The organism is Nocardia tengchongensis (assembly GCF_054781395.1).
This window is the reverse complement of sequence record NZ_BAAGUM010000006.1, coordinates 1,918,334-1,930,708: the sequence shown is the minus strand read 5'-3', so window position 1 is coordinate 1,930,708 and position 12,375 is coordinate 1,918,334. Positions and strand designations below refer to the sequence as shown.

Sequence of the window (12,375 nt, the reverse complement as noted above, 5' to 3'; positions counted from 1 at the left end):
CTAGACGGCGTCCAGGGCGATGCGCAGCTCGCCGAGCGTCTGCGAGGTGGTCCAGGCGGCCGAGCCGTATTGGCGGACCGCGGTGAGGACGATGCGCTGCACGGTGCCCGCGGTGACGACCGCGGCGGGCGAGCTGTCGGTCGGGGCCATCGCGGCACCGAAATACGGTGTGATTCCCAGGTGTACGGCCAGCGCGGATTCGGCGCCGCGCCCGTAGCCGATGAGTGTGCCGCTGGTCGAGATCGTGGCGTCGGCGGTGGCTTGGGTGTTCATTCGCACCTCGGCGTCGATGCGCATGCCGACCGCGCCGGTCACTTCGAGGTCTCCGGAGATACGCGGCCGGTAGTTGTAGGTCTGCGCGGGAATGGTGATCGCGGCGACGATGTCGCGTGCGCCGGAAGCGGATTCCGACAACGCCGTGAACGCTGTGCCCGGCAGCACGTAGTACGGGGTGACCGGGTGAATCGTGGTCCAAGCGACCTGTCCGCCGGTCGAGTTGTAGACCGGCACTTGACCGTTGGCTGGCGAGTTCGAGAAATCAGAGCTGCCCAGGATGTGCCCGGTCGCGCCGGTCGTGCCCGTCGCGCCCTTGAGCAGGTTGAGGGTGAGCGTGTAGTGCGCGGCCTGTCCGGGGCCGCCCGGGTCGACGAGGTTGAGGGTCGCGGACTGTGAGGGGGTCGGCACGGTGGCCGGGTCGAGGGTGTTGACCGAGACCGAGTCGATGACCGGCGGCAGGCCGGGCGCGCCCTGGGCGAGGACCGGCAGGTTTCCCCACCCGCCGGCGGGGGTGAGGGTGAGGGTGGCGACACCGGTCTTGGCGATGTCGTCGATGTTCATGAGGTAGACGGTGCCGGTCCACGTCATCGATCCATCGGGGTTCAAAACCAGTGTGGGCGTGGTCAATTCATGTCCTCAGTTCTGCGCCAGGGCGGCGGCTTTGACGATGTCGTAGAGAGAGCCGATGCGGCGCATGAGCTTTGCCCACGGGGATTCGACGGCCGACTGGTCGCCGACCTTCGCGGTGATCGCGACGCGGTGAGTGCGGTCGTCGGTGAGCGTGGCCTCGGTGCAGTAGTCGGTGTAGATCTTTCCCTTGCGGACCCAGCTGACCGGGAACCCGATTCCGTAGTCGCCGTAGTGCTGACCGAACAGCTCGCCACCGAACGAATACGGGTAGCCGTCCTGGGTGATGAGCTGAAAACTGTGGTAGCCGCGGGTATCCCACAGGGCGCCCTCGAGGATGACCTGCGAGTCGAGGGTGTAGGCGGCACTGCCGCCCTGTGCCCAGAATTCCGGCCGGCCGAACTTGCCGAGCTTGATGCGGCGCGCCTCGTCCTCGAGCTGCTGGTATGCGAGGAAAACGTTGTCGAACAACCCATCCAAGAGCGTCGACGAGATGCCGCTGGCGCCGAACGCGGCGAGCAGCAGGCTCAGCCCGTATTCGAGCACGAGATCGATGCCCTTGTTCACCCAATCGGGGCTCTTTCCGCCTGTCACGACTCGATAGGCAAGTGGCGAGTGCGCGGTGACGTGGGATTCTTCGATCCCTGAGCGCGGGCCGTCCTCGTAGATCACCCACGGTGGTTTGGCATCGATGCCGAGCAGCTGCGCGAGGATGCCGTTGCCGTACGGGTTGGTGGCGTCGGTGCTGTTGCTATCGGAAACGTTCGCACCGGCGACGAGGGAGAGGATTTCGCCGAGCACGGTGTCGATCAGGTCGATGACACCGCCAATGAGGCCATCGAGCATCGTGCCGGTCAGGCCGGTCACGCCGGAGTAGTCCCGGACGTCGATGACGACAACGGGATCGGTGAGGATGATGCCCCAGTCGGCTGCGGGCTGCGGGTCGCCAGGCAGCCACAGGTCTGCCGTCAGCACCAGACCGCAGTCCTTGAGGGTCTGCTCGACCGCGGCGGCGACCGTGGTCATCTTGCACGTGATGGAGGTCCACTTGCTGGTGTCGGTCAAGGGATTGGTCGGTACCACGACCAGCGGCAGACCGTAGAAGTCCAGCAGCGACCCGAGGTAGGCGGGCGGGTTGAGGATATTGCCCGCGAATTCCAGTGCAGCACCGATCAATCCGGACTGCCGCAGGATCTGCTCGGCCACCAATTCCTTGATATTGGTGATCGCCGGACCGACGAACACGGCCTCTTTCGGAATCTGCGCCTCGATCGGCATCCACCACGCAGGGAACACGAGCAGCGACGAGAACCAGCAGTAATCGCTGATCAGCTGCAGCGTGGCCGTACCGACGCCGCGCACGACATCGTCGGAGCTGGTGTCGACTCGGCCCGACCACCGCCAGCCCGACGCGAGCTCGATCGTGACTGGGATGACTGTGTACCAGCAGTTTTCCGCTACCGACACCATCGGGTCGGAGTCCTTGAGGACGATGGTGCCCGCGGCGATCCCGTTGCGTTTCGGGGTGAACGTGACCGAGATATAGTCGCCGCACTCCCCAAGCGGACGGCCACTGTTGTCGTAGTACGTGACAATGAACTGTCCGCGACCCTCGGGCTGATCCTGCGGCGCGGCAAGAACATTCACCCGGTCGAGCGCAGCCCAAGCTGGAGTCTGCGTCAGATCCATAGGCCCGGTCATTCCGGCCAGCGCCGCCAGGGAGTAAGGCAACTGAGCGCCGACGTCACGCCGGTCTGCGCGCCGGTCACAGTGATCGGGTTGCGTACCACCGCGCCCGCTGGCACCGGTGTGGAGAACCGGCCGACCAGGCGCGAATAGATGTTCGCGCCCGTGTTCACCTCGACGACCGTGCGACGATTCGGGATCGTGGTCACACGTGCGAGCTCACCGACATTGAGCGGCAACGTGATTCGCCGCGAGCCACCGTTGTCGCCCATCGTGAACGTGCCCGGGCCCTGCAGAAGCATGACTGGCCAACCGTCCTGGTCGCCGCGGTTCCAGTTCTGCAGGAAATTGGCTGGCGCCTTACCTGCCGGATCGGCCAGGGTGGTCGAGTTCGAGGCGATGAGCTTGGTCGAGACCGAGTCGAACGACTGCCAGAACGAGAAGTCCGAACGAGCAGCCCACTGCGTCGTAATCGACGCCGCGTCACCAGCTTTGATGGCATCACTCGGGGCCTGCAACAAGCGCATGTCGAGCCACCAATGCCCGAGGTCCGACGTGAACCACACCATCCGGCCGTTCTTCCGGGGCTCCCATCCAGCGAGCCATTCCCGGAAAACTCTGCGGCGGCCGCGGGCATCGCGTCCGAAGATCGTGAGCGTCATGTCCAACTCGAGCGCGTCATATGTGGTGTCCAGGTTTGTGACGCCGTCCTGGTGTGCGCCCTGCTGGTCGACATGCTTGAACGGCGCATGCATGCCCTTGATGTCGACCAGCTGCACGCCCTCGGCGGGCGGCATCGGCGCCATGCCGCCGGAGATCGGCCACAGGCCGCCGTCGGATCCGGACCAGGTGATGATCGAGTCCGCGCCCGAGAGCAGCGATTGCAGCGCCCACGCCGAGGGCGGCGACGAGGGGGTGATCAGTGTGCTCATCGGGCGATCGATCCTGCGTACGGGGCGATCTCGCGGGCGATGGCCCGAGCGTCGGCTTGACCGCCGGACGGGTCGGCCGCGTGCCAGTGCTCGATGTGCAGCACGGGCGCGGAGCGGCCGAAGTTGAGCGCGCCGGACGGCTGTTCGGCCGGGGTGAGTTTCGGGTTGACGACGTACTCGTGGCCGCCGGTCTTGTTGTTGACGATGCTGAGACCGGGCGGCAGCAGGCCGCCGAGGTCGTGGGTGGCGTCGAGGTCGTTGGACAGCGCGTCCGGGTCGGAGGGCTGCAGGTCGTCGGGCATCGCCTGCGTGCCCGGGTCCGCGTCGACATCGATGTCGGCGGAAATGTCGGGCGAGGCATCGATTTCCGGGGCCTCTGTCGACTCGGGCACTTCGGTGGATTCCGGGGCCTCGACCGATCCGGGGGCCTCGCTGGTGGCCGGTGCGGCTTGGGTCTGCGGGCTGGCGTTCGTGGTCAGCGGCGCAAGCGGATTGACGAACACCGGCTGGCCCTGGACCTTCAGGCCGGTCATCGCCGACCCGATTTTCAGCAGGGGCGACTTGTTTGGATCCGCCAGCAGGGTGTCTTTCAGGCCGAACGTTTCCAGCAGCCCGCCCGCGGCGATTCCGCCGGCCTTCTCGCCAAACTCCTGGAAGGTCATCAAGTGGTTGGAGTCGCTGCTGCCGTTCTTCGAGTTCGTCGTGGTGGTCGGGTTGAGCGCCTTCTGCCGGTCCTCGCTCGCGGTCTTGCGGTGCTTGTCGGCCTCTTGGCGCGACTTGTCCGCGGCCTCACGCGAGGCCTTCGCCTTGGCCTGGTAATCAGCGACCGCGGCGAGGTGCTTCTCGCGGGCCGACCCGATTGTCTTGTCGGCGAGTTCCTGGGCGTGCGCGGCCTTCTTGTCCCAGTCCGCGGCCTTGTTGTCGTGGTCGACTGCGGCCTTGTCCTCTTTCGCGGCTGTCGCGTCGGCTTTGTCCGCGGCGTCGCGCAGCTTCTGCGCCGCCGCCTCGGCCTTGGTCTGGGTGCTCTTGGCGTTCGGGTCGTAGACCGGATTGAAAGTCTTGGGGTCCACGTGGAATTGGGCGCTGAACTGAGGATCGAACGCACCGACTGCGGACGATCCATACCGGATCTTCTCGCCGCGCTGGCGAGCCTCGATCGGCGTGCCGAGGATGGTCATCGCGGTGTGGTCGGCGTTGGCGCCGATGGCGAATATGTCGCTCGCGGTCGCGCCGCGGATCAATCCAGGCCATTGGCCGGCCAGCATCGAGGTTGTATCGCCGAGGCGCGCGGTTGGATTCGCGACGCCCTGTGCGAGCTGGACCGCGTCACCCACCAAACCTGAGCAGTCGACACCGACGGTGAGGTCGCTGCCGCCCCAGACGTACGGCGTGGAGGCGTGTTCGCGCACGGTGTCGCGGGCGACCTCGGGGCCGGACTTCCCAACGATGCCGCCGGACGCGTATCCGTGACCCCTGCCCCACCAGCCGAGGAGGTCGCCGCCGTGCTGCGCCTTGAGCTCGCGCAGACCGAGCCTGAGGTTGGTCAGCGGGTCGTAGATGTCGCCGCCCAGGTCCGAGAGCCCCAGCCATGCGGCTGTTTTGGGGGTGACCTGCACAAGGCCGAGCGCCTCGTTGCCGCCGCTGTTCTCGTCCTTGATCTGCTGGACCGCGTACTGGTTGCCCGACGACTCGGTCATGATCTGGCCTTCGGCCGCGGTCACATAGGGCTGCGTGGTCGGGAAGCCCTCGAGCTGCAGCGCCTGCGCAATGACCTGGTCCCATTGCTTCGCGCCGGTGCCGTCGACCGTCGCGCCGCCTCCGATGCCGAGCGCGGACTTGGCGAAGGCGAGGGCCTTGTCGATCACCGAGTGCACGAAGTGCGACGGGATCCCGATCAGCATGTCGCGCCATGTCGAGGTGCCGCCGTCGCTGCCGCCGTCCGGGGTGCCCTTGGCCTTGTCGAGGACGCCCGAGAAAAGGTCGGTGACCGCGGCGCGCGGGTCGGTGGCCAGCCGCGCCGTGAACTTCGCGGCATCGACCGCACCGGTCACGGCGTCCTTGGCCCAGTCCACGACGTCGCCGACGATGCCGCCGAGGTCGAAATGCGGGACGCCGCCCAGGAAATCGCGGACGCCACCGACGCCGCCGGAGCGGGCGGCCGCATTGGCCGCGTGCACGTAGTCCGAGCCGACGGCGCGCGTCCATTCCGGCCGCATGATGGCCTCGCCGCCGCCAACCGCGATGAGGCGGTCGTCGACACCCGGGCTGTAGCCGGACATCACGCCGTGCACACCACCCGTGGCGTAGTGCGGGATCTTCGATGTATCAACGGGATTCAATTTGCCGAGGTGGAAGACATCGGCAATTCCGTTCCACAGCTTGACAATTCCGTCGTTGTAGACCAGATCCACGATCGCGACCGCGGGCGTACCCACGATCTTCTCGATCGTTCCCCACTTGTCCCGGATCCAGTCGACGGCGTGACCGAATCCGTCCTTAACCGCGGTCAGCCCGTCCTTGATGCCCTCGAAAGCGGGCTTGAGCGCGTGCTCGTATAGGAACTTGCCGATCTCGATCCAGATCTTGATGTAGGCGACAATTCCCTCGATGTAGGGCTTGATCAGGTCTCGCCACAGGAAATCCCAAATCGCCTTCAGTCCGTTGCGGAACCAGTCGAAGTGATTCCAGGCGTAGATGACGCCCGCGACCAGCGCGGCGATACCCGCGATCAGCAGTCCGACCGGATTGGCGTCCATCGCGGCATTGAGCAGCCATTGCGCTGCGGCCATTCCCTTTTCGGCCACACCCGCCGCGATGGCAGAGCCCTCGACGAGCACGAACGAGGCAACGATCTTGGCGTTCTGCACTACCCACGCGAGGGCGGTCTCGCCCGCGCTGATCACCGCGCTCGCCTTGGTCGCAATGAACGCGCCGACGGCCTGTGCCTGCATGGCGAGCCAGCCCGCGCCGGCGCTCACCTGTGAGGCGATCCAGGCAGCGGCGGTCTCGCCAGCCGACACGGCGGCACTGGCCTTGGTCGCGAGGAACGCGCCCGCCGCTTGGACTTTCATAACCGTCCAGGCGCCAGCGGCGCGAGCGCTCTGCATGAGCCACGCACCGGCGGTCTGCGCCGACTCGACTACCGCGCTGGTCTTCGTGGCCACGAAATCCTTTGCCGCCTGGACCTTGAACTTCCCGGTCCAGTTCCAGTAGTCCTTGACCGTCTGGGCCGCGCCGGACGCGCCGTTGCTGATCACGGTCCAGGTATCGCTCACCGTGGTGGCGGCGGTCTTGATGCCGCCGATCGCGTCCTTGATCCCACCGATACCGGACTTGACCAGGGAGAACGTGCCTGTCGCGGCCTTCCAGCCCAGCCACACCGCACCGAGATCGACAGCGACCTGAATGACGTCCTTGGTCAAGGTCTTGTGTTCCTTGAGCCAGTGCGCGCCCTCACCGAGCCAGTGCCCGGTCTCCTTGATGACCCCGATGAACAGGTGCGCTGGCGGCATCACGTCAGCGGACACCGTGTGCCCGAGGGAAGCGAATGCGGCCTTGTGCTCACCGAGCCAATGGACCCCGTCCTGCACGCCCTCAAGGACTTTCGTCGCGACGGGCAGCAGGTGGTCGCCAGCCTCGATCGCCCATGCGCCGACCGATGCCTTGGTCTCCTTGAGCTTCTGGTTGAACGTGTCCTGCACCTCGGCCCACCCCTTGACGTCGCCATTCGGGCCTTCGGTGCCGGTGCCAGTGATGTCGGCGCGGGTGGCGGTGACCTGAGCGGCGTTCTCGTCGCCGGTGAGATTCGCCGCGACGCGGGCGGATTCCTGGTTGCCGGTCGCGGCGATCAGCATCTGCTGATACGTCTTGTCGCTGTTCTTCAGGCTCGTGAGATTGGCGTTGAAGCCGGTGGCCTTCGCTTCTGCTCTTGCATACTGCGAGACGAGGTTCGCCTCGTTCAGGTCCAGCCCAGCGCCCTCGAGCGCACCCACGGTCGGCTTGATCGCGCCCGCCTTGACCTGGTCGGCGATGGGCTTGATCTTGTCGGGCAGCGCCGCGTATGCCTTGGCCACGTCGTCGGCGGCGACTTTGCTCTGATTGAAGGCGTCGACCATGACCTTTCCGGCCGGGCCCATGTGGTTCATGATCGCCAGCGAGATTTCCTCGAGCGTGCCGGATAGGCCCTTGCTGGACAGCTTGTCGCCGAGGTCCGCGGCATTGATGCCGATGTTGGCCAGCGAGTTGGTCATGTCCGCGCTCGGCTTCTGCAGCGTGGTGATAGCGCGGTTCAAGTTCTGCGCGCCCTGCTGCGCGGAGATGCCGTGGATCGTCATCTGGGACAGCGAGGCGTACAGGTCGTCGATCGGAACGTGCGCGCTGGCGGCCGAGGCCTGCACCTGGCCAAGCGCCGAGGTGAACTCACCGAACGTTGTCTTGCCGTGCGACACGGCAGCGACCATTTGGCCGGTCACGACCGCGGCCTGGGACGCCGGAATGTGGTAGTCCTGCAGCGTCGTGGTGACCGCGTCGACGACTTCCTTGAGGTCGGCGTGCTCCTGGGCCGCGCCCTGGGCGGCCGCCTTCATGACGGTGAGGCCGTCGGCGCCGTGGAATCCGCCGGACTCGACGGTGTACATGGCCCGGCTGAGTTCCTGCGCGGAATAGCCCACCTGCCCGGACATGTCGAGCAGGCCCTTAGACACTGAGTCGAGAGCCTCCTTGGACTCACCGGCGGTGGTGACGAGCTGGGTTTGACTGGACTGGAAGTTGCCGGCCACCTTGATCGACTCGGCCATCGCCAGGCCCATGGCACCGACGCCGGTGACCGCGGCTGCCTTCATGGCGATTCCGAGGCCGCCGGCCGTTGCGGCGACCTCGTTCTGGCGCGCGGACAGGGTTTCCTGCGCCCGCTGCTCGGCGCCGGCCGCGGCCGCGACATCAGCCGACGCGGCGATGTTCTTGCGTTTGGCGCGTTCCAGATTCTCTTCTGCGGCAATGAATTTCGTCGAGTCTGCGGCGTACTTCAGGCGCGCATCGTTCAGTTGGGACTCGGCGATTCGGACGCGACCCGCGGCGTCGGACTCCGCGTCCTTGGCCTTGATCACCCGGGCCGATGCCGATTCCAGCGCCGAGGTAGCCGAATTGACCTGCGCGGTCATCGATGCGGTCATGCCCGAGCTGACGCCGAGCACCTTCGACTTGAAGGCGTCGGCGAATCCGGTCCCGGCCTGCTCGCCCGCGCGGGCAGACTTCGCCACGACCTCGGTGGCTGCCGCCTCCATGCCGACGATGCGGCTGACGATGTCGAAGTAGACCGCGCTCAGTTGAGTACCTCCTCAATGGATTTGGTGGTGTCGATGTCGGACATCTGCAGCTGGCCGGACAGCATGCGATCAAGGACTGCCTGCTGCAGCTGACGGCGACGGGTCTGCGCGCTTTCCCGCGCTTCACGGCGGCGGCGCTCGTGGTCGAGCTCGGGTGCCTCGATGGGCGTGAAGTGGTAGTCAGCCCCGTACCTGCTGCGGTAGTCCTGGCGCATGAGGTGCTGCAGGTTGATGCTGGCCGCGAGCAGCCGCTCAAGCAGCGTCCAGGAGGTCGAGCGTTTCCGCTTGAACCCGGAGTCGTCGGGCAACTCCTCGATCAGCACGACGAGCTCACGGGCCGTCATTTCGCCGGTACGACGAAGGCCGACGGTTCGCCAGAATTCAGCGATCCGCCGGCCCGGGTAGCAGTGCTGCAGGTCGGCCTCGATCTGTTTCGGGGCCAGCTTGAGCAGTGCTACCGCTTCGCCGATTTTGGGGCGCCAGCGCCTTCCCCGAGTCGTCGCCACGCGATCATCACATCGCCGGACCTGCCGCCCGCGGCCCGGAACCGGTTGTACACCTCCGAGTCCTGCGGGGTGTTGAGCAGCACTCGCGCGATGGCGGGTGTGCTGAGCACTTCGCTCAGGGCGTCGTGCTGCTCGTCCTCGAGCAGCAGCGGATGCGGGACGGTGAACACTTCGGTGCCGGGGCCGCCAGGCTGGAAGCTGATCCCTTCGCCGCCCATCCCCTCGATCGCCTGCGCGCGGAAGTCCGCCAGGTCGGTGATGACGTCGGCGGGGACGGTGCCTGCCACGACAAACGGGGTCATCGGGACGGCGGCCGCAGTGGCCGGGGTGGTGATCGGTTCGGTCATGGTGTTTTCCTCCTGGGAGCGTGGCTGCGGTGGCTGGGCCCGACGCGACGCCCAGCCACCGCGCGCCACGTCGGGGTTCAGGGGGTTAGGAGACGGTCACCGAGTTCGACGCGGCCGACATCACCGACGCGGACAGGTTCGCGCCGACCGCCTGGACCTTGTAGGTGTGCGAGCCCGTGACCTGGCCCGACACGGTCAGAATCGGGTTGGTGAGGGTGCCACCCACGGTGACGTTGCTCGCGGTGACCGGCACGACACCCGCGTCGACGAACACGTTGTAGGTGAACGGTCCGTTCGGCGAGGTAGGCGCGGTGAATGTCAGCGTGGCGACGCCGGTAGCGCCTGCGGCCGCGGTAGGGGTGCCCGGGGTGCTGGTGGTGCCGCCGAGGGCGCGCCAGCCAGGTCCGTCGCGCAGAGTGCGCACCGCGAAACCGGCGGGGCCATCGGGGTAAGACTCGATGGTGAGCTTCGAGTTGGCCTCGGTCTTGGCGTTGTGCACCATCTTGTCCGGCTTGATCATCAACGCGCGCGGGTAGATCCGCGCCCAACCGCTCACGCCGTACGCGCTGGAGAAGATCGAGCCGAAAATGAACTGCCGCGCGATCGGCACCGTGACCTTGGGCTTGGTGTACTGGTATCCGGCCTGACCGCGGCTGCCCATCGCCGCGAGCGGCAGGTTGGTCTCGAGCGCCTCGACGATCGGGCTGCGCTGGATCGCGGTGAACATCGCCGCTTCGCTGTCCTCGGTAATGTCGGTGAACAGCTTCTGTCGCGCCTGCCAGGCCTTGGTGTCGGCGGTTTGCAGCGTCGGCGTGAATTCCAGGCCGTTTTCGTCGGTGTAGCCGATCGCCTGGAATCCGTCGGTGGTGAGCAGCGTCGAGGACCAGTTTCCGGTCGTCGTGTCGAACGGGGTGTAGTTGGTCAGCGGCTTGGTCGGGTCGTAGTCGCGGACCAGGATGAAACCGAACTGGCCCTTGAAAACGTCGTCGGGGTTGCCACCGAAAATGGTGTCCCATGTGGTGCCGGGCATGACTGAATCTCCTTACAGGGGTGCGGAATTGACGGCGGATTCGATCTCGTACTCGGCGATGAACCGGTGCAGGGTCGGGTCCTCGTAATCGAGATCGCCGAAGCCATTGATGGTTCGGACTTGGCTGACCGGCACGCCGCCGACATAGCTGTGCCGCAGCCGCATCATGTGGTCGTGCACGACGCGGGTGAATTCCGCGCCCGAGGGATAGTCGGAATGGAAAACCTCGACATCGACCACCTGGCGCGACCAGATGTAATCGTCACCGCCGGAGGGGATTACGGTCACCAGCACGAACGGGAACACCAATTCGAGCTTCGTCCCGGACGCACCGATGCCGGACAGCGTGCCCAGGTAGGCCACCAGTAGCGTTCTCAGGTTCGCAAAGTGGCGGCCGGGCTGAGTCACGAGTCGGTGCCCCGCAGGTACCCAGCGGTGCGGCGCAAGACCGCGAACTTCGGCTTACCCTTGGCGCCGTACTCGATGATGTGGGCTTTCCAGTCGTACGCGCCGACTCGGCCGCGCCACGCGCCATCCTTGAACAGCACGTCACCGCGGATCGAGTTGCGGTAGTCGCCGGGCTCGTCTACATATCCGGACTTCAGCTTGTGCGGCTTGCCCGTCTTGTTCACCGGCGCAATGGTCTTCGCGTACTCCTCGCCCTTCTTGGCCAGCATCAGGGCGTGTTCGCGGGCCAGGGCCGAGGCGGGGCCAGCCTTCTCGACCAACTTGGTCAGCTCAGCAGCCACGTTGGCGATATCGATAGCCATGGCTATCCGTCCTCTCGGGTGCCGGGGATGCTGCTGCCCAGATACGAGCGGCAGGTGATCGTGATGTGGTCGACGTTGGTGTCGCGGATGTTGGCGACCGGGCGCGGCGGCCCGTGTACCTCGAACTTGATGCCCTGCCAGGTGACCGCGGCGGTGTGGTCGAGGGCGGCCCCGGGTGGCAGTAAGGTCCCGACGTCCGGCGGGAGCATGCCGCGGCCCGTCAATTTCGTTGCGGTGACCGCGTTCTCGGTCTCCTGCGACTCGGTGACCCAGAAGTCGCAGCCGTCGACGGGGACGTCGGACTCGGTGATCTGGGCGCGCCCGTAGGCGTTGAGCACGGGTTTGCCGTTGCCGTCGAGGATCGGGATCCGCAGGTGCAGCACTAGCTGCTCGACCCCGAGCTCGTAGACCACCTAGTTGACCGGGCCCCACTGGTCGACGCCGGGCAGGATCACCGGATCCGGTGTCCCGTACCGGTTTCCCATCGCGTACCGCGGGCCCGTCGGCTGCCACAGTCCGAGTAGCTGCTGGTGATACTCGGAGAATACGAGCGTGCGCGCCAGCTCCTCCAGTGTCGCGGTGCGGACGTTGGTCCACTCGTCGGAGCGGTCACCGCGGGTGGTCTTGCCCGACGGGACGCCGTCGAGCTTGTCGCGCTGCAGCGCGGCGCGCACCACCTCGATCGAAACGATCTTCGCGGCAGCGGTGCTCACCGGAATGTTGGCCGCCTGGCACTTTCCGGTGATCCACAGTGCCGCGGCCTGCAGCAGCAGCCCAGCGAAATTGAGCTGCTGTGCATTGAGGGTGCGCCACGAGTTCACTACGTCATCGGTGGACGCGAATGGTGTTGGCGTAGGCGAAGTCACAGCGCACCCCC

The 12,375-nt window shown here is 66.3% G+C and carries 11 protein-coding genes; all 11 read right to left on the bottom strand.

The genetic code is table 11. The features are described from left to right. Positions 1-864, bottom strand: coding sequence for a hypothetical protein (locus tag ACYVKL_RS19985; protein ID WP_379165270.1), 864 nt, complete (start codon positions 862-864; stop codon positions 1-3). Positions 865-912: 48 nt separating this feature from the next. Then, positions 913-2,550, bottom strand: coding sequence for a Gp37-like protein (locus ACYVKL_RS19980; RefSeq protein ID WP_379165269.1), 1,638 nt, complete (start codon positions 2,548-2,550; stop codon positions 913-915). Between the two features lie 50 nt (positions 2,551-2,600). After that, positions 2,601-3,521, bottom strand: a complete 921-nt coding sequence (locus ACYVKL_RS19975) for a hypothetical protein (RefSeq protein ID WP_379165268.1) — start codon at positions 3,519-3,521, stop codon at positions 2,601-2,603. Further along, complete coding sequence (locus tag ACYVKL_RS19970) at positions 3,518-8,803, bottom strand: phage tail tape measure protein (RefSeq protein WP_379165267.1); 5,286 nt, start codon at positions 8,801-8,803, stop codon at positions 3,518-3,520. The genes ACYVKL_RS19975 and ACYVKL_RS19970 overlap by 4 nt, the downstream gene beginning before the upstream one ends. A 38-nt stretch (positions 8,804-8,841) precedes the next feature. Next, positions 8,842-9,351 carry a hypothetical protein gene (locus ACYVKL_RS19965; protein ID WP_379165266.1) on the bottom strand — a complete coding sequence of 170 codons (510 nt, stop codon included), beginning with the start codon at positions 9,349-9,351 and terminating at the stop codon, positions 8,842-8,844. Further along, on the bottom strand, positions 9,300-9,698 hold the full coding sequence (locus ACYVKL_RS19960; protein WP_379165265.1) for a hypothetical protein: 399 nt from the start codon (positions 9,696-9,698) through the stop codon (positions 9,300-9,302). The genes ACYVKL_RS19965 and ACYVKL_RS19960 overlap by 52 nt, the downstream gene beginning before the upstream one ends. 85 nt (positions 9,699-9,783) lie before the next feature. Then, positions 9,784-10,728, bottom strand: a complete 945-nt coding sequence (locus ACYVKL_RS19955; protein WP_379165264.1) for a hypothetical protein — start codon at positions 10,726-10,728, stop codon at positions 9,784-9,786. 12 nt (positions 10,729-10,740) lie between these two features. After that, the gene (locus ACYVKL_RS19950) at positions 10,741-11,091 is read right to left on the bottom strand and encodes a hypothetical protein (RefSeq protein WP_379165263.1); all 351 of its coding nucleotides are present in this window, start codon (positions 11,089-11,091) and stop codon (positions 10,741-10,743) included. A 41-nt stretch (positions 11,092-11,132) separates the two neighbouring features. Further along, positions 11,133-11,498, bottom strand: a complete 366-nt coding sequence (locus tag ACYVKL_RS19945; RefSeq protein ID WP_379165262.1) for a hypothetical protein — start codon at positions 11,496-11,498, stop codon at positions 11,133-11,135. Positions 11,499-11,500: 2 nt separating this feature from the next. Then, entirely contained in the window at positions 11,501-11,911 is a 411-nt protein-coding gene (locus tag ACYVKL_RS19940) for a hypothetical protein (RefSeq protein ID WP_379165261.1), read from the bottom strand. Then, complete coding sequence (locus ACYVKL_RS19935; protein WP_379165260.1) at positions 11,912-12,319, bottom strand: hypothetical protein; 408 nt, start codon at positions 12,317-12,319, stop codon at positions 11,912-11,914. Between the last annotated feature and the right edge of the window lie 56 nt (positions 12,320-12,375).

What these genes read in the sequence shown, in the direction of transcription:
- ACYVKL_RS19945 (WP_379165262.1), bottom strand. Translation starts at nt 11,498, where the DNA reads ATGGCTATCGATATCGCCAACGTGGCTGCTGAGCTGACCAAGTTGGTC.
- ACYVKL_RS19970 (WP_379165267.1), bottom strand. Translation starts at nt 8,803, where the DNA reads ATGGAGGCGGCAGCCACCGAGGTCGTGGCGAAGTCTGCCCGCGCGGGC.
- ACYVKL_RS19985 (WP_379165270.1), bottom strand. Translation starts at nt 864, where the DNA reads ATGACGTGGACCGGCACCGTCTACCTCATGAACATCGACGACATCGCC.
- ACYVKL_RS19955 (WP_379165264.1), bottom strand. Translation starts at nt 10,728, where the DNA reads ATGCCCGGCACCACATGGGACACCATTTTCGGTGGCAACCCCGACGAC.
- ACYVKL_RS19960 (WP_379165265.1), bottom strand. Translation starts at nt 9,698, where the DNA reads ATGACCGAACCGATCACCACCCCGGCCACTGCGGCCGCCGTCCCGATG.
- ACYVKL_RS19975 (WP_379165268.1), bottom strand. Translation starts at nt 3,521, where the DNA reads ATGAGCACACTGATCACCCCCTCGTCGCCGCCCTCGGCGTGGGCGCTG.